Source organism: Kitasatospora sp. NPDC032150, from assembly GCF_055579945.1.
The window spans coordinates 120,828-141,748 of the sequence record NZ_JBVIMH010000019.1; the positions used below are offsets into that span (position 1 = coordinate 120,828).

At 73.1% G+C, this 20,921-nt stretch carries 14 protein-coding genes and 1 pseudogene; 1 reads left to right on the plus strand and 14 read right to left on the minus strand.

Annotated features, from left to right (window positions below):
- Nucleotides 1-112 precede the first annotated feature (112 nt).
- From tmk to ACZ5ON_RS22745, 7 genes are all read right to left on the minus strand, one after another.
- Complete coding sequence (tmk, locus tag ACZ5ON_RS22715) at nucleotides 113-3,295, minus strand: dTMP kinase (RefSeq protein ID WP_465595547.1); 3,183 nt, start codon at nucleotides 3,293-3,295, stop codon at nucleotides 113-115.
- Between the two features lie 156 nt (nucleotides 3,296-3,451).
- Nucleotides 3,452-6,283, minus strand: a complete 2,832-nt coding sequence (gene topA / locus ACZ5ON_RS22720; protein WP_465595550.1) for a type I DNA topoisomerase — start codon at nucleotides 6,281-6,283, stop codon at nucleotides 3,452-3,454.
- Between the two features lie 476 nt (nucleotides 6,284-6,759).
- Complete coding sequence (locus tag ACZ5ON_RS22725) at nucleotides 6,760-7,242, minus strand: hypothetical protein (protein ID WP_465595553.1); 483 nt, start codon at nucleotides 7,240-7,242, stop codon at nucleotides 6,760-6,762.
- Between the two features lie 464 nt (nucleotides 7,243-7,706).
- Complete coding sequence (locus ACZ5ON_RS22730; RefSeq protein WP_465595556.1) at nucleotides 7,707-9,239, minus strand: DUF7059 domain-containing protein; 1,533 nt, start codon at nucleotides 9,237-9,239, stop codon at nucleotides 7,707-7,709.
- A gap of 207 nt (nucleotides 9,240-9,446) precedes the next feature.
- On the minus strand, nucleotides 9,447-10,247 hold the full coding sequence (locus ACZ5ON_RS22735; RefSeq protein WP_465595559.1) for a hypothetical protein: 801 nt from the start codon (nucleotides 10,245-10,247) through the stop codon (nucleotides 9,447-9,449).
- A 553-nt stretch (nucleotides 10,248-10,800) separates the two neighbouring features.
- Complete coding sequence (locus ACZ5ON_RS22740) at nucleotides 10,801-11,220, minus strand: ATP-binding protein (protein ID WP_465595562.1); 420 nt, start codon at nucleotides 11,218-11,220, stop codon at nucleotides 10,801-10,803.
- A gap of 130 nt (nucleotides 11,221-11,350) precedes the next feature.
- Nucleotides 11,351-11,692, minus strand: coding sequence for an STAS domain-containing protein (locus ACZ5ON_RS22745; RefSeq protein ID WP_045299370.1), 342 nt, complete (start codon nucleotides 11,690-11,692; stop codon nucleotides 11,351-11,353).
- 217 nt (nucleotides 11,693-11,909) lie between these two features.
- Between ACZ5ON_RS22745 and ACZ5ON_RS22750 the strand changes: the two genes are divergently transcribed.
- A complete protein-coding gene (locus tag ACZ5ON_RS22750; RefSeq protein WP_465595566.1) occupies nucleotides 11,910-14,255 on the plus strand; it encodes a DEAD/DEAH box helicase in 2,346 nt (781 codons plus the stop codon).
- Between the two features lie 182 nt (nucleotides 14,256-14,437).
- Here ACZ5ON_RS22750 and ACZ5ON_RS22755 read toward each other — a convergent pair.
- From ACZ5ON_RS22755 to ssd, 7 genes and pseudogenes are all read right to left on the minus strand, one after another.
- A pseudogene (locus ACZ5ON_RS22755) lies at nucleotides 14,438-15,091 on the minus strand (Rv3654c family TadE-like protein); the annotation flags it as partial.
- Nucleotides 15,091-15,435, minus strand: coding sequence for a TadE family type IV pilus minor pilin (locus tag ACZ5ON_RS22760; RefSeq protein WP_465595569.1), 345 nt, complete (start codon nucleotides 15,433-15,435; stop codon nucleotides 15,091-15,093). The gene ACZ5ON_RS22760 and the pseudogene ACZ5ON_RS22755, both read right to left, overlap by 1 nt.
- Nucleotides 15,436-15,526: 91 nt before the next feature.
- Entirely contained in the window at nucleotides 15,527-15,787 is a 261-nt protein-coding gene (locus ACZ5ON_RS22765) for a DUF4244 domain-containing protein (protein ID WP_465595572.1), read from the minus strand.
- A 244-nt stretch (nucleotides 15,788-16,031) separates the two neighbouring features.
- The gene (locus ACZ5ON_RS22770; RefSeq protein WP_465595575.1) at nucleotides 16,032-16,676 is read right to left on the minus strand and encodes a type II secretion system F family protein; all 645 of its coding nucleotides are present in this window, start codon (nucleotides 16,674-16,676) and stop codon (nucleotides 16,032-16,034) included.
- 218 nt (nucleotides 16,677-16,894) lie between these two features.
- Nucleotides 16,895-17,830: a type II secretion system F family protein gene (locus ACZ5ON_RS22775; protein ID WP_465595578.1), complete on the minus strand. Its 936-nt coding sequence runs from the start codon at nucleotides 17,828-17,830 to the stop codon at nucleotides 16,895-16,897.
- 235 nt (nucleotides 17,831-18,065) lie between these two features.
- Nucleotides 18,066-19,292: a TadA family conjugal transfer-associated ATPase gene (locus tag ACZ5ON_RS22780; protein WP_465595617.1), complete on the minus strand. Its 1,227-nt coding sequence runs from the start codon at nucleotides 19,290-19,292 to the stop codon at nucleotides 18,066-18,068.
- A 272-nt stretch (nucleotides 19,293-19,564) separates the two neighbouring features.
- On the minus strand, nucleotides 19,565-20,680 hold the full coding sequence (ssd, locus tag ACZ5ON_RS22785; protein WP_465595580.1) for a septum site-determining protein Ssd: 1,116 nt from the start codon (nucleotides 20,678-20,680) through the stop codon (nucleotides 19,565-19,567).
- Nucleotides 20,681-20,921: the final 241 nt, after the last annotated feature.

Sequence of the window (20,921 nt, forward strand, 5' to 3'; positions counted from 1 at the left end):
CGACCCGGGCGGCACACGGCCTCGATCGGGCCTCCGGATCAACGAGGGCATCAGACACGGGGTGCGGGGAACCGGGTGATCGGACACCCGGTTCCGGCCGCCCCGGCGGGACCTACTCCCGGCCTCCGCGCCACTTGCGGCCCTTGCCGCGGCCCTCCTGGCCCTCGTCCTGCCGGTCACCGTGCTCCCACTCCTCGCGGGAGCCCAGCAGGGTGTCGGTCAGGCTGGGGCCGTCCTCCGGCTCGACCGAGGGCAGCTCCCTGGTCGCCTCCGCGGCGGTCTCCGCCTCGGACGGCTGCCCGGCGCGCCACAGCCCCTGCGGCACCCGGTCCTCGGCCGGACCGGACTCGGTGCGCGAGCCGCTGCCCCTGCCCCAGGACGTCCGCGCTCCGGCGCCGGCGGCGCCAGCGGCGCCGGACCGCGGCGTCGGCGCCACCCGCGGCAGTACGGCGGTCTCCTCCGCCGCCCCGACCGTCGGCAGCACCGCGGTCTCCTCCGCCGGATCAGCCTCCAGTGCCTCCGCCGCCCGGACCGCGGCCCGGCGCTCCGGCTCGGAGATCTCCTGGGTGACCTCCTCGGTGCCGCCGACCTTCGGCAGCTCCACGGTCGAGGCCACGGCCGGACCCTCGGCGGCCTTCGCGGCCGCAGCCGCCTCCGCCGCCCGGGCCTCCTCCGCCAGCCGGGCCGCCTCGGCCCGCTGCAGAGCCTCCTCCGCCCGGCGCCGCTGCTCGGCCCGCTGCAGCTCGCGCTGCCGCTGGAGCTCCGCCTGCGCCGCCGCCTCCGCGGCCAGCCGCTCCCGCTCGGCCTCCTCCGCCTTCCGCTTGGCCTCGAGCTCGGCCTGCCTGGCGGCCTCCTCCTCGGCGCGTCGCTTCGCCTCGGCCTCCGCCTTGCGCCCGGCCTCCTCGGCCGCCTTCTTCGCCTCCTCGGCGGCGGCCCGCTCGGCCTCCTCGCGCGCGAGGCGCTCCTTCTCGGCCTGCTCGGCCCGCAGCTGCTCCAGCAGCTCCTGGCGCTTGCGCTCGGCGGCCTCCTCCTCGGCCTTCCTGCGGGCCTCCTCGGCGGCACGCCGGGCGGCCTCCTCGCGGGCGAGGCGCTCCTGCTCGGCCTGGGCCGCCCGCTCCTGGGCGGACAGCGGTAGCTCCCGGTCGAGCCGGTGGCGGATCGCAGTGGTCACGAAGGCGGGCTGCTGACTGCCGTCCACCACCAGGTAGCGCGCCGGATCGGCGGCGGCCAGGGCGAGGAACCCGGCCCGGACCCGGGCGTGGAACTCGGTCGGCTCGGACTCGAGGCGGTCCAGCGCCTCGGTGAAGCGCTCCCTGGCCTTGCTCGGGTCGACGTCCAGCACCACCGTCAGGTCGGGCACCAGACCGCCGGTGGCCCAGCGGGAGATCCGGGCGACCTCGGTGGCGGCCAGGTCGCGGCCCGCGCCCTGGTAGGCGATGGAGGAGTCCATGTAGCGGTCGGTGATCACCACCGCGCCGCGCTCCAGCGCGGGCCGGATGACGTTCTCGACGTGCTCGGCCCGGTCGGCCGCGTAGATCAGGGCCTCGGCGCGGTGCGACAGGCCGGTGTTGCCGACGTCCAGGACGAGCGAGCGCAGCCGCTGACCGATCGGGCTGCCACCGGGCTCGCGGGTGAGCACCACCTCATGGCCCTTGCTGCGGATCCACTCCGCCAGCGCGTTGGCCTGGGTGGACTTGCCGGCGCCGTCGCCGCCCTCCAGCGCGATGAAGAAGCCGGTGCCGCTCATCCGGTGCGGCGCCGGCGCCGCACCGCCGCGCAGCGACTCCAGCAGCTCGCGCCCGAGCGGGACGCTGCCGCGCTGGTCGTCGGTCTTCAGCAGCACCACCGCGGCCAGCACCATGGTCAGCAGCCCGGCGGTGGCGATCGCCAGCGCGGCCCCGTCGTGGATGAAGGTGAAGCCGCCGGGCCTGACACGGCCGTACTCGACCTCGCCGTAGCCGGCAGCGATCAGCGGGACGACGATCAGCGCACCGCCCACCACGGCCCGCAGCACCGCGTACAGGTGCTCGGTGACCTTGGGCAGCCGGATCTCCTCGACCTCCTGGGCGAGCAGGGTCCGGCCGGTGGTGATCACGACTCCGGCGGCCAGTCCGGCCAGCACGGTGAGCATCAGCACCAGGACGAAGTCCAGCACCAGACCGGCCAGGATCAGCGCCACGCCCTCGATGAGCAGGGCGAGCACGAGCAGGCGGCGTCGGGAGAGCGAGGGCAGGGTCGCCCGGGTGATCCGTACGCCGAGCGCGGGAGCACCGGCCGCGGCGAGCACCAGCAGGCCGAACCCGATCGGGCCGGCCCGGTGGCCGATGGCGGTGAGCAGTCCGAGCGCGGCGACGCCAGCCATCGAGGCATAGGCCGCGGCGACCGAGAAGGTGAAGTAGGGGGCGGAGCCGGTGCGGCCCTTGCGCAGAGTCGGCCCGGGGGTGGCGTCGGTGGGGGCGCGTAGGCCCTGTAGCGGGGAGCGCGGCGCGGCCGCCGTACCGCCGGGGAGCTCCTGCAGGAAGATCAGCACGGCGGAGCCGGCCAGCAGCAGGGCCGCGCCGACCCCGGCCGCAGTGAACTGGTGGGTCCGGAGCCAGTGCGAACCGAGGGCCGCGAAGACGTTGTTGACCAGGGTGAACGCCACCAGCGCGATGGCCGCGAGCGGAACGGTCGCCCAGCCGGTGCGCATGTCCAGGGTGCGTACGGCGTCCAGGCTCGCCACGGACGGCCGCTGCTCGGACGGTGCGGCGCCGGCATCGGCGGGCGGCAGCAACGACGGCACCGCGGCCGTCTTGGCGACGGACCAGACCCGCTCCGCGGCGCCGGTCAGGAAGACCGTGCCGAGCAGCAGGTAGGTGGCCGAGCCGGGGCTCCAACCGAGCCACCACGGCGCGACGCCGATCAGCACCGCACGCAGCGCGTCGGCTCCGAAGAGAACCCAGCGGCGGTCGAGCTTCCCGGCCACCAGGCCGTGTACCGGGCCGAGCAGCACCGCGCCGAACAGCAGGGTGGCAAACACCCGGACGCCGAGCACGGCCGTCACCGCGAGCGCCTGCGCCCGGTAGCCGTGGCCGAACTGACCGCCGAGGATCGCCGCCGCCCAGGTCAGCGCGATCAGCACCAGCAGGCCCAGCCGGTCGCCGGTACCGCCGACGAGCTGCGCCGTCCAGAGCCGGCGGTAGGGGCGCAACCGCAGCAGCGCGCGGGCCCGCTCTCCGGGAGTCCCGGCCGGGGCCGCCTCGGGGAGTCTTGGTCGGGCGGCGCTCGTGCTGGTGGGCTGCTCCTCGCTCGTCATACGGTCAGGGTAGCGGGCGGGCCCTGCGGCGAAGCCCGGGAACGAGCCCCGACAGGCCCTCATGACAGGGTTGTGACGTGCGCTACCCCGCCCGCCGACCGGACGGCGGACCCATGCGTCCCGTCACCGGAACGCCGGGCCCGCCGCGCGGATCGCTCAGCCCTCCTCGGGCGCTGCGGCCTTCCTGGCCACCGTCTTCTTGGCCGCGGTCTTCTTCGCCGCCGCCGTGGTGGTCTTCTTGGCGGCGGTCTTCTTGGCCGCCGTGGTCTTGGCCGCGGTCTTCTTCGCGGCCGTCTTCTTGGCCGGAGCCTTCTTGGCGGCCTTCTTCACCGGACCGCGCGCCCGCTTCTCGGCGAGCAGCTCGTAGCCGCGCTCGGGCGTGATGGTCTCGACCGAGTCGTCCTTGCGGAGCGTGGCGTTGGTCTCGCCATCGGTGACGTACGGACCGAAGCGGCCGTCCTTGACCACCACCGGACGCTCGCTGACCGGGTCGGTCCCGAGCTCCTTGAGCGGCGGCGCGGCGGCGGCCCGGCCGCGCTGCTTGGGCTGGGCGTAGATCGCCAGCGCCTCGTCCAAGGTGATGGTGAAGAGCTGGTCCTCGCTGGTGAGCGAGCGCGAGTCGGTGCCGCGCTTGAGGTACGGGCCGTAGCGGCCGTTCTGCGCGGTGATCTCGTTGCCCTCGGGGTCGGTGCCGACCACCCGGGGCAGCGAGAGCAGCCGAAGCGCGTCCTCCAGGGTGACGGTGTCCAGCGACATCGTCTTGAACAGCGAGGCGGTGCGCGGCTTGACCGCGTTCTTGCCGGTCTTGGGCGTGCCCTCGGGCAGGATCTCGGTGACGTACGGGCCGTAGCGGCCGTCCTTGGCGACCAGCATGTTGCCGCTGACCGGGTCGACGCCCAGTTCGAAGTCGCCGCTGGGCTTGGCCAGCAACTCCTCGGCGAGCTCGACGGTCAGCTCGTCCGGCGGCAGGTCGTCGGGGACGTCGGCGCGCTGGCCGGGCTCGTCCGCGGTCCTCCCGGCCTTCTCGACGTACGGCCCGTAGCGGCCGACCCGCAGGACGATGGCGTCGCCGACCGGGAAGGAGCTGATCTCCCGGGCGTCGATCGCGCCGAGGTCGGTGACCAGCTCCTTGAGGCCGCCCAGGTGGTCGCCGTCGCCGTTCCCGGCCTCGGCGGCACCGCCGGCGCCCTCGCCCTCGCCGAAGTAGAAGCGCTTCAGCCACGGCACGGACTGCGCCTCGCCCCGGGCGATCCGGTCGAGGTCGTCCTCCATCTTGGCGGTGAAGCCGTAGTCGACCAGCCGGCCGAAGTGCTTCTCCAGCAGGGCGACCACGGCGAAGGAGAGGAAGGACGGGACGAGCGCCGTGCCCTTCTTGAAGACGTACTTGCGCTGGATGATCGTGTCGATGATCGAGGCGTAGGTGGAGGGACGGCCGATCTCGCGGTCCTCCAGCTCCTTGACCAGCGAGGCCTCGGTGTAGCGGGCCGGCGGCTTGGTGGCGTGGCCCTCGGGGGTGAGCTGCTCGGCGGCCAGCGGGTCGCCCTCGGCCACCTGCGGCAGCCGGCGCTCACGGTCGTCCAGCTCGGCGTTCGGGTCGTCGGCGCCCTCGACGTAGGCCTTCAGGAAGCCGTGGAAGGTGATGATCTTGCCGGAGGCGGAGAACTCGACGTCCCGGCCGTCCGCTGCCCGGCCGCCGACCTTGACGGTGACCGACTGGCCGACCGCGTCCTTCATCTGGGAGGCGACGGTCCGCATCCAGATCAGCTCGTAGAGCCGGAAGTCGTCACCGGACAGGCCGGTCTCCGCGGGCGTGCGGAAGCGGTCACCGGAGGGGCGGATCGCCTCGTGCGCCTCCTGGGCGTTCTTCACCTTGGAGGCGTAGGTGCGCGGCGCATCCGGCAGGTAGTCGGCGCCGTACAGCTGGGTGACCTGGGCCCGGGCCGCGGTGATCGCGGTGTCGGAGAGCGTGGTGGAGTCGGTACGCATGTAGGTGATGAAGCCGTTCTCGTACAGCTTCTGGGCCACCTGCATGGTCCGCTTGGCGCCGAAGCCCAGCTTGCGGCTGGCCTCCTGCTGGAGCGTGGTGGTGCGGAACGGCGCGTACGGCGAGCGGCGGTAGGGCTTGGACTCGACGCTGCGGACCGAGAACGCGGTCTGCTCCAGGGCGGCGGCCAGCGCGCGGGCGGCCGTCTCGTCCAGGTGCAGGGTGTTGGCCGTCTTGAGCCGGCCGTCCGGGCCGAAGTCGCGGCCGCTGGCGATCCGCTTGCCGTCCACGGCGGCCAGCCGGGCGCCGAAGCACTCCGGGTTCGCGGCGTCGGCCGGGGTGCGGCCGGTGCCGAAGACACCGGTCAGGTCCCAGTAGGAGGCGCTGGTGAAGGCGATCCGCTCACGCTCGCGCTCGACCACCAGACGGGTGGCGACCGACTGCACCCGGCCGGCCGAGAGCTTCGGCATGACCTTCTTCCAGAGCACCGGCGAGACCTCGTAGCCGTAGAGGCGGTCGAGGATGCGCCGGGTCTCCTGGGCGTCCACGAGGCGCTGGTTGAGCTCGCGCGGGTTGGCGACGGCCTCCTGGATGGCGGTCTTGGTGATCTCGTGGAAGACCATCCGCTTGACCGGCACCTTGGGCTTCAGGACCTGCTGGAGGTGCCACGCGATGGCCTCGCCCTCGCGGTCCTCATCGGTGGCGAGGTAGAGCTCGTCGGACTCCGCGAGCAGGCTCTTGAGCTTGGTGACCTGCGACTTCTTGTCCGCGTTGACCACATAGATAGGGGCGAAGTCGTGGTCGACGTCGACCCCGAGGCGGCGCACCTCGCCGGTGTACTTGTCCGGGACCTCGGCGGCAGTGCCGGGCAGGTCGCGGATGTGCCCGACGCTGGCCTCGACGACGTAGCCGGGGCCGAGGTAGCCCTTGATCGTCTTCGCCTTGGCCGGCGACTCGACAATGACGAGTCGCTTGCCGTGCGCGGTCTCGCTGCTCGGGGACACCTTCGCTCTTCTCTCCCGGTCGTTTCCTGTGCTGGGCGGCGCACCGGCGAAGGAAGACGTCCCGCCTGACCATCGCCGTCCGGAGCTGCCGCTGCGCGACGGCCCCACCAGCGGAGTGTGACCGTACCCTGGCCACCCTTGTCAAACGGACGGTTCCCGCTTTTTCACCGGCAAGGTCGACCCACGCCACTCGAACGGTAACCCGACGATGCGCGGTCGTGCCGCGCGGAGGGGTGGCGAGGGCCTGCCACCGGCCGGTTTCGGCCGTCGGCGAGCCGGCCGTCGGCCGAACCGCGATCAGCCGGGGCCCGAGCGGCGGCGGGCCGGGCCTGAGCTGTGGTGCCGGCCGGCTGAAGTCGTGGTCAGGGATCTGCTTCTCACCCAAACCCGCTGGGCCTTCCAGCACTTCGCGTGACCCTGAGGAGACCGTCGGTGACCCGGGGTTCCGACGGCCCCGGCCGGCGGCCGCCGCATCCTCAGCCCTGGAGGGCGGACGCGATCAGACTCAGGCCGACCGCGAGCGCGCTCGTGCCGAACAGCACCCAGAAGACGTCACTGGGCAGGCAGGGGCTGGTCTCGGAGGCGGCGAGGACCACCCGGCTCGGACGACGGGCGTCGTACGCGACCTGGACGACCGCCCCGGGCAGCAACCCGGCCGGATGGCGCAGCCTGGTGTGCCCGCGCGGCCGGGAGAGCACCGACTCGGCCTCGCCCGCACCCGCCGCTCCGACGGTCGGCAGGGTGGAGTACGAGAGCAGCGGGGCGGTGTCGAGTTCGCCGTACGGGTCGCCGTAGAGTTCCCCGTACGGATCGCCGTCCACCACGACCCTGGCCGTGGCCGGGACGCCGTGGCGGCGCAACCGGTGGCGGAGCCGCAGTTCGAGAGCGCACCAGACGAGCAGCGCGCCACCGAACAGGATGAGGACGGACCCTGCCGCAGTCGCCGTCGGCGTCTCCACGTACGTCTCCCTCCACGCTGTGCATCGCTGGTGTCCGCCCGGCCAATTGAGCCGGTGCACGGGAGCGTGACAGCCCGGGGACAACCCGGGGCTGACGTTCGAAGTACGGTGGAGAACACCGGGGGGACGGGCGGGTGAACTGCCACGCGCACGACGACCGCACGGACCGCTACCGAACCACGGCGCCGGGTCTCGGAGGTCCGCTGATCCGGCACTCCGGCGATCCGGCCGAACGACCGTCCGCCGCACGGTCGTTGGCGCTCCGAAGTCGGACGGTCACGGTTCGGGGATGGCACTCCGACCGAAAGGTCGTGTGCGGCGGTGCGCGAACTGCCCGCGCCGCGGCCCGGTGCGGCCGCGGGGCTGTCGCCGTGGCTCCACCAGCCGTGACCGGGCCGGCCTCCGGCTGGACCCGCCATGGGCCCGGACTTGGCCGCAGGGGGCCCCTGCAGCCAAGTGCCGCCTCAGAGCACCGGGTTGATGAAACCCTGCTCGGTCAGCAGGCGCAGCGACTCGGGCGTCCGGTCGCGCAGCACCACCCGGTCCTCACCGAGCAGGTGCGCGATCGCGTCGATGATCTCGCCGGCCGTGAGCGTTCCGTCGCACACCCCGACGAAGCTCGCGCCGACCGTGTCCACCTTGGTCGCCCGCCGCATACCGCGGTTGTGACGGAGGATCACGTGCTCCGGGTCCTCCGCCCCGGGCGCGCCGACCTGCTCCTGGACCACCTCGTCGGCCAGCAGGTAACGCGCTGCGAGCAGGGCCGCGTCATCGTGCGTCCGCAGGAAGTCCTGGCGCGCGAACCAGCTCTCGATGTGCGGGCCGAGCGGCTGCTCCACCGGGTGCGGCCACTCCTCGATCCGTACGGCCGGCCGGGCCGCACCGCCGGCCCGCAGGGTGATCCAGCCGAAGCCGATGCCCTCGACGCCCGCAGCCTCGAAGGTCTCCAGCCACTCGTCGTAGCGGGTCTGGTAGTCGGAGCCGGAACCACGGTGGTCGCCGCCGTCCCGCAGCCACAGCTCGGCGTACTGGGCGATGTCCTGGACCTCTCGCTGCACCACCCAGGCGTCCAGCCCGGTACCGGCCACCCAGCCCGCCAGACGGTCGTGCCAGTCCTCGCCCTTGACGTGCTGCCAGTTGGCCAGCAGATGGCAGTACCCGCCCGGCTCCAGGTGCGCGGCCGCGCCCCGGACCAGGCTGCGGCAGAGGTCGTCCCCGGCCATTCCGCCGTCGCGGTAGACGAAGCGGCTGCCGGGCGAGATCACGAACGGCGGGTTGGAGACGATCAGGTCGAACTTCCGGTCGCCCACCGGCTCGAACAGGCTGCCCTCGGCCACCTCGACCTTCTCGAACCCGGAGAGGGCCAGGGTCAGCCGGGTGAAGTGCAGCGCGCGGGGGTTGAGGTCGGTGGCGGTGATCCGCTGGGCGTGCCGGGCGGCGTGCAGCGCCTGCACCCCGGAGCCCGAGCCGAGGTCCAACGCCTCCCGCACCGGCCGCCGTACGGCGAGGTTGGCCAGTGTGGTGGACGCGCCGCCGACACCGAGCACCAGGTCCTTACGGGCCACTCCCTGTGCGCTCCCTCCCGAACCGATACCGCCCGCGCCACCGACCGCGCACCCGAGGTCGGACACCACCCAGGCATCCGCGCTCGGCAGCCCCGCGACCTCGTTGGCGTACGGGCGGACGTCCACGGTGGCCCGCACGGTCTCGCCGTCGCGGATCAGCCAGCCGTCCGTCAGGCAGTCCTCGACCGGCAGGGCCGCAGCCGCTGCCGCGTACGGGACCGGCCGCTGGAGCAGGAAGAGCCGCACCAGCGTCTCCAACGGGCTCCCGCCACGGGTCGCACGCAGCGCGGGCACCGCCTCGCTGCGGGCCAGTGCCGCGTAGCCGGTCGGCCCGAGCAGGTCGAGGCAGCCGTCGGCGGTGTACGAGGCGGCGAGCAGCGCCTCACGGAGCTTCGCGAGGCGGCCGGGGTCAAGAACGGGGCTACTGGTCACCGGCCCATTGTCCCCCGTCCCTCACCACCCCCGACCGCGCGGCGCCGCTGCCGTCGCGGCACCGTTCCCGGGGCAGCCGGTGTTCCCGGGGCAGCCGGTGTTCCCGGGGCAGCCGGTCGCCGGCTGCCCGGCTGGCGGACCGCTCAGCCGCCGGACGACTGGTGCGACTGCTGTCAGGCTGCTGGAGCGGGTTACCGGCCAGCGCGCTCAGTTGCCGGACGAGGAGGCCGACGGCGACGCGGTGGCCGCGTCCGCAGTGCCGCCCGTGGGAGCCGCACTGGACGCGGCGACCGACGGGGAGTCGGTCGGGGAGGCCTCCGGGGAACCGCTCTGCGATCCGCCGTGGTCCGAGGAACCCGCGCGGGGGGCACCGGTCACGGCACCGGTGGGCGCACCGGTCGCCCCGCCTGACGGCCCTCCGCTCGCCGCTCCCGCACCGGGCTTCGCCTTGCAACCCGGCTGCTTGCTGATCGCCACCCCGAGGTCGCCGCTCTGGACGTTCTTCAGCGCGGAGGTGGACTGCTGGGCCAGTCGCTGGATCTGGTCGCCGATGCTCCTGAGGCCGTCCGCGAACCGCGCCTGGTCGGCGTTGTCCAGCGCGTTCAGCTTCTTCTGGACGTCGAGGTAGCCCTGGGTGGCCTGCTTGAGCTCGTCCACGGCCCCCTGCTGCAGCTTCGCGCCGTCGCTCACCTTCGGCGCGCCTGCCTTGTTGATCGCGTCGGCCAGCTGCTGGTTGGCGGTCGCGAGCACCGCGAGATCGGTCGACAGTCGTTTCTGGAGGTCCACCGGAGCCTCGCCCTGCTTGACCCTGCCGGTGTCGGCGAGAGCGTCGCTGGACTTCCCGATCGGGCCCTGCGCGCCGTCACAGACGCTCTTCGCCCAGTTGTTGAGCGAGGCGCTGTTGTCGTCGCCACCGCACCCGACGGCGCCGAACGCCAGCAGCGCACCGAGCGCGGATACGGTCAGCAGTCGCTTCTTCACCGGGAAGGCCCTTTCGGTGTCGGTCATCGACCTGCGAACCTACACGGCCACCCGTTCGGCCCGCAGGCGCCCGGCCCCCTGCGGCTCTCCAGGACGGTTCGGCAAGGGCGGACCGCTGGGACAGCGGTGCCGGTCAGGCCCGTCGGACCCGGATCGGGTCTGCACTCCGGGCGGTACGCAGTACCTGCGGTCACCGGCCGACACTCCGGATCCAACACACCGAGGACCTTGCCGGCGCCGGTCAGCCGGCACTCGTCGCCGCGCGAGGTCGGCGTGGGCTCGTAGGGCCGTACCGGGCTGTCGCCGCCGGTCCGGAACGCGAGCGTGGTGCCGGGCTCTACGACCTGCCGGGCGCCGGCCTCCCCGGGGTGTCGACCACAGAAAGTTGCCGTCGCCTGCCCAGCCGCCCACGGGGTGCGTCCGGACGTCACGCACCCGGGCAGGCGGGAACAGGCAGAGTGAACCCGGGCAGGCGGGAGCCAGACAGCGTGAACCCGGGTGCGCCCGAGCAGAGCGAACACGGGCACCGACATCCGGGGCGACCGGGACCTGGGCAGACCGGGAACAGGAGCCGCAGGGCTCAGTCGTCGGTCGCCGGGTCGGGCATCGGCCAGCTCATCCGGATCAGGCCGCCGTCGGCGCCGCTGGTCACCTCGACGTCCTCGACCAGGCCGGTGATCACCGCGAGGCCGAGCGCGTCCTCGTCGGCATCGGCCCCCGCGTCTCGATCGGAGGCGGGCATTCCGGCTGGACCGGCCTCGTCCTCCACCTCGATGAAGAAACGCTTCTCCTGGTCGATCAGAGCGACCCGTACCACTCCGTCGACGCCGCCACGGCGGTGCAGCCCGACCGCGCGTGAGCAGGCCTCGCCGACCGCGAGCCGCACCTCGTCGAGCACCGACTCATCGACACCGGCACGTCTCGCCACAGCCGCGGCCACCAGCCGGGCCGTGCGCACGTGCTCGGGAAGCGGACTGAATCGAAGTTCGACGGTTGCCATCTCTCCCCCTCCGGGGTAGCTCCCCAACACCTCACCGCTCACTGCGGCACCGGGTCCGTTCCCGGTCCCGCACAGCCGGCGAGGCGTGGTCGCCCCGCCGGTCTGCTCACGTCGGCGTGCCGAAGGTGGATCAGTCGGTCGCGGAGACCGCTTCCTCGACCGAGTTGTGGATCGGGAAGACCTTGGTCAGGCCGGTGATCCGGAAGATCTTGAGGATGCGCTCCTGGTTGCACACCAGACGCAGCGAACCCTCGTGTGCCCGGACCCGCTTCAGGCCGCCGACAAGGACGCCCAGACCGGTCGAGTCGAGGAAGTCAACGCCCTCCATGTCGACGATCAGGTGGTAGTTACCGTCGTTGACGAGCTCGACCAGCTGCTCGCGCAGCTTGGGGGCGGTGTACACATCGATCTCGCCACCGACCTCGACAACCGTGCGGTCGCCGATCGTGTGGGTCGACAGGGACAGGTCCACGGAACCTCCAGCACCTTGCCTTGCTACGTCATTGCAACCTCGGCCGGTCGGCCGCCGTCGCTTGGCCGCAGAGCGGGCACACCGCCACGGCAAATCGCACCCCGGCGTTGCGGCCCTCGGCCATGCGGCCGTCACGGCTTCATTCAACCACCTGTGACCATGCCCGCACGATGGCTTGGAGCGATTCTCCGTCACGCCGGTGACACACTGGGTCCTCATGCCGCCCCACCATCGCGCGCCCGAAGCCCTGTTGGCCGCCCTCGCCGGTAGCCGGTCCCGTTCCGACCGCCTCACCCATACGGAGCAGTTGCCAGCACGTCAGGCATGCTTTTCGCCGTGGCCGGACGGCATCCGCCCGGAAATCGTGGCTGCCGCCCGGACCATGGGCGTCGAGCTGCCCTGGGCGCACCAAGCCGAGGCGATGAACCTGGCCAAGAACGGCCAAACCGTGGTGATTGCCACCGGGACCGCCTCGGGCAAGTCGCTCGGCTATCTGGCGCCGGTCCTCAGTGATCTGCTGGACGGCACCGAGGCCCCGAACGGGCGCGGCGCGACCGCGCTCTACCTGGCCCCGACCAAGGCTCTGGCCGCCGACCAGCGCAGACGCGCCGCCGAACTCGCCCCGGACCGGGTCCGCCCGGCCCTCTACGACGGCGACACGCCGCCCGAGGAACGCGAGTGGGTCCGCCAGTACGCCTCGTACGTGCTCACCAACCCGGACATGCTGCACCGCGGTATCCTCCCCGGCCACACACGCTGGTCCTCCTTCCTCAAGACGCTGAAGTACGTCGTGATCGACGAGTGCCACAGCTACCGCGGTGTCTTCGGCTCGCACGTCGCCCAGGTGTTGCGACGGCTGCGGCGGCTGTGCGCCCGGTACGGCTCCGAGCCGGTGTTCCTGCTCGCGTCGGCCACCACCGCCGATCCGGCGGCCACCGCCGAGCGGCTCACCGGTCTCCCGGCCGTGGCGGTGACCGAGGATGCTTCACCGCGCGGTCCGCTGGTCTTCGCACTGTGGGAGCCGCCGCTCACCGAGAACGTCGGCGAACACGGCGCGCCGGTGCGCCGTACCGCCACCGCCGAGGCCGGCTACCTGCTCACCGACCTGGTCGGCTCCGGAACCCGGACGGTGGTGTTCGTCCGGTCGCGCCGCGCCGCCGAGCTGGTCGCCCTGCAAGCCCAGGAGCAGCTCGGCCCACCCCTCGCCGCCCGCGTCGCCGCCTACCGCGGCGGCTACCTCGCCGAGGAACGTCGCTCCCTGGAACGCGACCTGTACTCCGGGCGACTGCTCGGTCTCGCCTCCACCTCCGCCCTCGAACTCGGCGTCGACGTCTCCGGTCTGGACGCCGTCCTGATGGCCGGCTACCCGGGCACCAGGGCCTCGCTCTGGCAGCAGGCCGGGCGGGCGGGACGAGAGGGCCAGGGTGCACTTGCCATACTGATCGCCCGGGACGACCCGCTGGACACCTACCTCGTGCACCACCCGGAGGCCCTGTTCGCCAACCCCGTCGAGGCCACCGTCCTCGACCCCGACAACCCCCACATCCTGGCCCCGCACCTGTGCGCGGCGGCGGCCGAACTCCCGCTCGGTGAGAGCGACCTCGACTTGTTCGGTCCCTCCACCGCCCAGTTGCTCCCGGTACTGGAGCAACGCGGGCTGCTGCGCCGACGCGGTGCCAACGCCTGGTACTGGACCCGGCGTGAGCGCGCCGCGGACGCGGTCGACCTGCGCGGCAGCGGCGGCAGCCCGGTGCAGATCGTCGAGGGATGCACCGGCTGGCTGCTCGGCACCGTGGACGCGGCCGCCGCCCACACCACTGTGCACACCGGCGCGGTCCATCTGCACCAGGGCCGTACGTACCTGGTGCAGGACCTCGACCTGGAGACCTCCGTGGCCGTGGTCGAACAGGCGGACCCGCCCTACACGACATCCGCTCGGGACATCACCTCCATCGCCGTCCTCGGCACCGACACCATCGTCGAGTGGGGTGAAGCGCGGCTCTGCTTCGGCTCGGTCGAGGTGGTCAACCAGGTGGTCGGGTACCTGCGGAAGCGCATCGCCACAGGCGAGATCCTCGGCGAGAGCAAGCTCGACCTGCCGCCCAGGACACTGCGCACCCGAGCGGTCTGGTGGACCGTTACGGAGGACCAGCTGTTCGACGCGGAGATCCCGTTCGACCAGCTCCCGGGCGCCGCGCACGCAGCGGAGCACGCCTCCATCGGCCTGCTCCCACTCTTCGCCACCTGCGACCGCTGGGACATCGGCGGCGTGTCCGTGCCGCTCCATCCCGACACCCAGCTGCCGACGGTCTTCGTGTACGACGGGCACTCCGGCGGCGCCGGCTTCGCCGAACGGGGGTTCCGGCGGGCGGAGCAGTGGCTGACGGCGACCCGGGACGCGATCGCGGCGTGCGAGTGCGAGCGGGGTTGCCCGTCGTGCGTGCAGTCGCCCAAGTGCGGGAACGGCAACGACCCGCTCGACAAGGCGGCAGCCGTGAGGCTCCTGGATGTCCTGCTCGCCGGGGCTCCGGGGCAGAGCGCCTCGGCCGGGGGTGACGACTGAGCCACCGCTGGCGCATCGCCCGTCACCGGCGGGTGGGGCGTCCGCGTCACGCGCCGGTGTAGCGCCCCCGGCGGTCTGGCCTTCGTATGGCCGCCACCGGCCGAGCTCTCCGCCACCGGATCGGCCGTGAGTCGTGGCGGCTCGGACTCGTCTGCTCCCCAGGACCAGACCGGTCCGGCCCTGGCCCGGGCCTGAGCCGGACCGACCGGAAACGGCAACACCCCGCGGGGCACTTCGACCTCGACGGTCACCGTGACGGCATCCGCGCCCGGATCCACCGAGCAGGACAGCAGTGCCGCCCGGTGCTCGTCCGCGATCCGGGAGGCCCAGCCGCAGCCGCCGTCCGGGTCCATCAGGAGTCGATCGGCGGCAGCGAGAGCGGCGAGATCCGCCGCCGACTCCGCGCGGCACCGCGCGGCCACCACCGACCCGACGACCAGGCTGGCGGCGAAGACCACGCAGCCCAGCATCATCAGCGTCACCAGCCAGACGGTCGCCGAACCGGCGTCGGAGGTGGCGAGTGGCCTGGCGGGGCACGGTGCGGCGGCGGTCGGCTCGGTTGAGCTTGGTGGGCCCGGTGCGGTAGACGGGGATTCTGTCGGAGCCGGCTCCGTAACGACCGGGCCGGCCGGGTCGGCCGGGTCGGCCGGGTCGGCCGACCTGAGCGGCTCTGCCGCCCCGGCCACCCCAGGCGACCTGAGCGATCTGCCCGCCCCGACCTCGGCGAACCCGGTCCCACCGAAACCGGCCTGGCCGAATCTGATCCCCCCGAACCCGGTCCAACCGCAGGAACGGGGATCGCGGGGAGCGAACGGGCCCAGTGCTCGGACCGCCATCACCCACCGCCCTCCGCCTTGCCGATGATGTCCTCGCGGGCCGCCACCGCCGATGCCCCCAGCCGGACCGTGAGAGCCGACGCGAGACGCCCGGGCCCCGGGCAGGGTGCGTCGATCGCCACCCGTACCGTCTCGCCGTCCCGGGAGACCTGGACGGCAGCCCCGGCCGGTGCCGCGGCTCGTGCCAGCCCAGTGGCGTTCGCGTCACCGCGTGCGGCCGCTCTCGCCCCGATCCGCGCGGCGTCCACACACCGGATCTGGGCAGCCGCCGCCACAACTCCCCACATCAGCACTGCCGCCAGGAACACCAGGGCCGGGAGTGCGACGGCGGTCTCGGCCGTCACGAACCCGCCGTCCCCGGCCGTCCTGCCGTCGTGCCCCCGCGGAGTCCGGCCGCACCGTCCGACCGGTCGGAGAACCCGCCGCCCGGGCGGGTCAGATGACATGGAACGCCCGGTTGACCAGTTCGGTGAACGCGTCGGTGAACACCCCGCTGGTCACCACCTTGTAGAGCGCCGCAGCAATCGCACACGCGGCGACCGTCCCGATGGCGTACTCGGCCGTCGACATTCCCGCGTCGCTCCGCGCCCCGCGCAGCCTCCTCAGCCTCGCGGACAGCCACCTCTGCGCCCTCCGGGCCGGCGGGACGGAGCGGACGGGCCGTCGGCCGGTCGCAACCGCGATGGAAACGGTCATGGCAGATCTCCTTCGACTTGTTCCGTGAGTTCGGAGCAGTTCCGCGAGTTGGGGCTTGTTCCCTGACTCGGGCTTGTTCGGCATGTCAGGACTTGCTCCGCGTGTCAGGACTTGCTCCGCGTGTCCGGAGTTGCTCCGCGTGTCCGGAGTTGCTCCGCGTGTCCGGAGTTGCTCCGCGTGTCGGGACTTGCTCCGCGAGTTCGTCCTCGACGATGTCCGAGGGCGAAGCGACCTGATTGTTCGGTCAGATTCGTTTGGCGAAGAGCGAGGTCAACCCGATGACCACGGGAACGACCCCGATCAGGATGAATGCGGGCAGGAAGCAGACGCCCAGTGGAGCAGTGGCGAGCACCCCGGCCCGGCGGACACGGGCGTGCGCGGCCCGGCGGACGGCCTCCCGCTGGGTCTGGGCCAGTCCGATGAGGGGTGCGGCCGGCGGCGAACCGCTGGTGCTCGTCCGCACCAGACACCGAGCCAGCGGGGCGAGTGTCGGACAGTCCGCGCCGAGCCTCTCCCAGCAGACCTCCGGCGGTGCTCCGAGCGACAGCTCGGCCGCCACCCCCGCCAGCCGGTCGCTCATCGGCGCGCTCACGCTCGCCGCCACCGCCGCGGCAGCCTCGCCCGGCGAGGAGCAGGAACCGAGGCAAGCGGCCAACAGTTCGGCGGTCAACGGCAGTTGCTGGGACAACTGGTCCTGTTCCAGAGCGGCCCACCGCTCGGCCGGAGAGCGCACCCGCGGCAGCCACCGCTTCGCGGCGAGGGCGACCAGGACTCCGGACGACAGTCCCACCGGGCCACCGACCACAGCCGCCGCACCGACCCCCATCACGACCGGTGCCGTCCACTCGGCTCCCGCCAGTTCGGTCGCGCGGGTTCGCCAAGTCCGCATCGGCAAGCTTCGGCCTGCTCGGTGGAGCCCATGCACCGACCACCGGCGTCCCCCCAGCCCACGATGGCCTTGAAGGCCGATCTCCGCACCAGAGGCACGGGCGATCCATCGGCCGGCCCGACGCCGGGCGACCCGGCACCGTCCCACCCCGGCCACCTCCCCGACAGCCGCCATCACCACGACCGACAAGGCGAACGACAGCACCGGAACTCCCATGCTCACCCCACCCCCTCCGCCCGGCCGGCCCGACTCCTTGAGATCCCGCACTCAATCGCGCACCCCCGCGCATCCGTTGCTCTTCGGCGACCCCCCGCGTCCCGAGCCGCCGCTTCGTCCCGCGCCGGGTCCGGCGCCACCACCGGCTGGCGAGCGGGCGGCTCCGGGCGGCCCACCGGTCCTCCTCGGGCCGGCCAGCCCCCGGCAGCCTCAGCAGCCCGCACGATCCGGGCCGTCCACGCCAGCCCGGCCGCCTCCAGCAGCGCCCCGATGACAAGGCATCCCAGGCCGATCGGCCTGTGCAGCAGGACCTGTACGGGCTTCGCGCCGAGCGCGGCACCCAGCAGCAGCCCGATCAGCGGCAGTGCACCGAGTACCGCGATGGTCGTCCGCGGCCCGGCCAGCTCTCCGGCAATCTCCTCGTTCAAGGCCCGCTCGGCCCGCAACGCGTCGGCAAGTTGGTCCAGACCCGCGGCCAGACCGGTCCCGCTCTCCGCGGTCACCTCCCAACAGGCTGCGACAGCCGCCGCGCCTTGCCCGCCGGGCAACTCCGCCACGAATCTGAGTGCGGCGGGGATGTCGGCGCCGTACCGGCCGGCGGCCAACCGGGCGGCGGGCTCCGCTCCCAACCCCGCCCACAGGGACGTACGGACGATCACCGAGCCCAGCGCCTGGTCCGCCGTCGCTCCCGCGCGCAACTCGGCGGCCAGGCCGGTGCAGAGCTCGATCACCGCTGTCGCCCGTGTGCGTGCCTCCGCCGCCAGCCGACGGCGGTGCCGCCACCGCCGCAGCGGCACCACGGCGGCGGAGGCCACCACCAGCGGTACCGGCGACCTCGCGTGCAGTCCGAATGCCAACCCGACCGGCAGCACGAGGAGTTCGGGAGCCAGTCGGCCAAGCCAGCCCGACCGGGCCCGAGCCAGGAGGCCGTGTGCCAAGTCGCGACGTCCACCTCCTACCGCCCTACCGAAGAGACCTCGTACCCGCTCGGCCGCTCGTACCCTGCGCCCCAGAGCTGACCGGAGTCCGGCCACCACGCCGATCGTTCCGACCATCCAGAACAGCTGGCCGCTGATCACTGCAACCCCTTCCTGGCCGACTGCAGCAGCCACCAGGCACCGAACGCGGCGGCGCACAGGAGCAGCGCCCAGAGGATCTCGATCTGCCGCACGTTCATCGGATACTTCCCGGCAGCTCCACCCCTCGGACCGCACAGCGCTGCCGCAGCCGGTCCCAGCCGGGACCGGGCTCACAAGTGCCGCCGGCCCTGAACGTGACCGCTGGCGTGGTCATCGCGAGCCCTCGCTCGTCGCCCGTGAGCATGTGGATCTCGGCGACCCGGCGCAGCCCGGTATGCGGCTCACGCACCAGGTGGATGATCACATCGAGGGCTGCGCGCAGTTGGCTGTGCAAGGAGAGCCGGTCCAGGCCGGCGAGCGAGCCGAGCGCCTCCAGCCTGGCCGGGACATCGGCCGCGGTATTGGCATGAACTGTGCAGCAGCCACCCTCGTGACCGGTGTTGAGCGCGGACAGCAGGTCGACCACCTCGGCCCCTCGGACCTCACCGACCACCAGGCGGTCCGGCCGCATGCGCAGCGCCTGCCGGACGAGATCCCGCAGGGTCAGCTCACCGAGCCCCTCCTGGTTCGGCGGCCTGCCCTGGAGCCGCACCACATGGGGGTGGTCCGGCCGGAGTTCGGCCGAGTCCTCTGCCAGCACGATCCGCTCCCCCGACCCGACCAGCCCCAGCAGGGCAGCGAGCAAGGTGGTCTTCCCCGTGCCGGTCCCGCCGGCGATCAGGAACGAGAGCCTGGCGTTCAGCAGCGCCAGGAGCAGGTCCGCTCCGGCCTGGGGCAGCGCGCCGCCGGATACCAGCTCCGTCAGGGCGAACGGCCGGGAGCGGGAGATCCGGAGCGAGATGTGGGTGCACCCGGCGGCGATCGGTGGCAGCACGGCATGCAGGCGTGTCCCGTTCGGCAGCCGGGCGTCGACCCACGGCCTGGCGTCGTCGAGGCGTCGACCGGCCGCGGTCGCCAGCCGGTGCGCCAGGTGGCGCACCGCGGCGGCGTCGGGAAACCGGATGCCGGACACCCGTTGCAGCCCGGCTCCCCGGTCGATCCACACCTCGTCGGGACCGTTCACCAGGACGTCGGTCACATCCGGCTCACCCAGCAGCTGGTCGAGCGGCCCGGCGCCGACCAGCTCCGAGCGGAGCACCCGTACCGCATCGAGGACGTCGTCACCGCCCAGCGGCGGCCTGGCGGCCCGTACTGCCGCCGCCACCGACCTCGCGGTGGGCTGTGCACCGGCTTCGGCCAGCCGCAGCCGTACGGTGTCGAGCAAGGCCGCGGCCCGCGGATCGGTCCGCCCGCGGACCACCGTCGCCTCGGTCCGCCCCAGCTCCTCCGGCCCCGCCCGACCGGGCCGCTCGCGCCCGAGCCGCGGCCCGGACCCGGTCGCCGCTTCCGCGTCCAGCCCGGTGTCCTGGGCCCTTTCGCTCCGGCCTCGCACGCCCGCCGCCGCTCGACTCGGATCCGCATCCCCCGTGTCGGCCCGGCCCGGCCGGTGCGGCCGGCCACCGAGGCGCATACCGGGGCCGAGCGGCCGCCGGTGCGGGCCGGTCGTGGTCCTGTCGCACTCCCCCGGCCGACTCGGCCCCCGCAGACGACCTGTCACAGCACACCCCCTCCGTCCGCCGGAACCGGCGGCATCGCTTCGTTCAGGAAACCTGTGCAGAACCGCGCCAGCGGTCCTTTCGCGCGTGTGCCGGGCGGTGCTCCCCGCTCGACGTCGACGCCCAGCCCGGGCTCCCGTGGCAGCTCACCGGCCAGCCGCAGTCCGAGCCCACGGGCGATCTCCGGGGCCGCCAGCCCGGCCGGTCCCGGCACCCGGACGACCGCGCGTAGGTCCGAGAGCCGCATCCGGGCGGCCGAGGCCACCCGATCCGCCGCCGCCATCGCGCGCAGCTCCGCCGGGACCACCAGCAGCCCGGTGTCGGCCTGTTCGAGTGCCTGCCCGGCGGCCGAGTCAAGGTGCCGGGGAAGGTCGAGAACGACCAGCCCGCCGCGGCGACGGGCGGCGGCGACCACGCTGCGCATCGCCTCGGGCGGCACGGCGAGCGTGTCGCCGCGATCCCAGGACAAGGCGGTCAGTCGGTGCAACTCGGGTAGAGCTCTGGCGAGTTCGGCTCCGTTGACTCGCCCGCGGGAGGCAGCCAGGTCGGGCCAGCGCAGGCCACCCTTACCCTCGCCACCGAGCAGCACGTCGAGCCCGCCGCCCAAGGGGTCGGCGTCAATGAGCATGGTGCGGTGTCCCGTTCGGGCCGCGGTGATCGCAAGGGCGCAGGCCAGGGTCGAGGCGCCGGCGCCGCCGCGGCCGCCGAGCACGGCGACGGTCAGTGCGGGCGGACCGACGCCCTCGGCCGCGTCGGCGATCCGGTCCAGCAGCCACGCCTGCGCATCGGGCAGGAACAGGACGTGCTCGGCCCCGAGTCTGACGGCTCTCACCCAGACCTCGCAGTCGTCCAGGTCGAGGCCCAGCAGCAGCACACCGGCCCGGCGACCCAGGGCCGCGCAGCGCTCCGCCTGGTCGTCTCCGACCAGCACCAACGGCGCGTTCTCCCACAGGTCTCGGGACGGTGGAACGCCGCACAGCAGGTGCGGGTCGGTGCCTGCGGCGGCACAGAGCCGAAGCAGGTTCTCGGCGAGGGACTCGTCCTCGGTGACGATGAGCGGCCCCGACGGAGTCGTCCGGTCGGCCGAATGGTGATCTGCGGTGGGTGCGGACATGGCTGTCTCCCCCGGTGAGGTTCTGTCCGGGCGCCGGCACTGGGCATGGCCCCGGCGCCCGCCGGTGGGTTGTCAGCGGCCTCCCCGATGACGGAGACGACTGCTGCCCGGACACCAAGGTCGCGGCCGCGGCCGAATCCGTCAGCCCCCTCCCGATTACCTGTGGACAAGTCGGCCCTGTGGATAACTTTGTTCACCCACACGGGGGGTTAATAGGAATTGACACCTGCGAGGCTGTCGA

What these genes read in the sequence shown, in the direction of transcription:
- tmk (WP_465595547.1), bottom strand. Translation starts at nt 3,295, where the DNA reads ATGACGAGCGAGGAGCAGCCCACCAGCACGAGCGCCGCCCGACCAAGA.
- ACZ5ON_RS22735 (WP_465595559.1), bottom strand. Translation starts at nt 10,247, where the DNA reads ATGACCGACACCGAAAGGGCCTTCCCGGTGAAGAAGCGACTGCTGACC.
- ACZ5ON_RS22740 (WP_465595562.1), bottom strand. Translation starts at nt 11,220, where the DNA reads ATGGCAACCGTCGAACTTCGATTCAGTCCGCTTCCCGAGCACGTGCGC.
- ACZ5ON_RS22750 (WP_465595566.1), top strand. Translation starts at nt 11,910, where the DNA reads ATGCCGCCCCACCATCGCGCGCCCGAAGCCCTGTTGGCCGCCCTCGCC.
- ACZ5ON_RS22765 (WP_465595572.1), bottom strand. Translation starts at nt 15,787, where the DNA reads ATGACCGTTTCCATCGCGGTTGCGACCGGCCGACGGCCCGTCCGCTCC.
- ACZ5ON_RS22770 (WP_465595575.1), bottom strand. Translation starts at nt 16,676, where the DNA reads ATGCGGACTTGGCGAACCCGCGCGACCGAACTGGCGGGAGCCGAGTGG.
- ssd (WP_465595580.1), bottom strand. Translation starts at nt 20,680, where the DNA reads ATGTCCGCACCCACCGCAGATCACCATTCGGCCGACCGGACGACTCCG.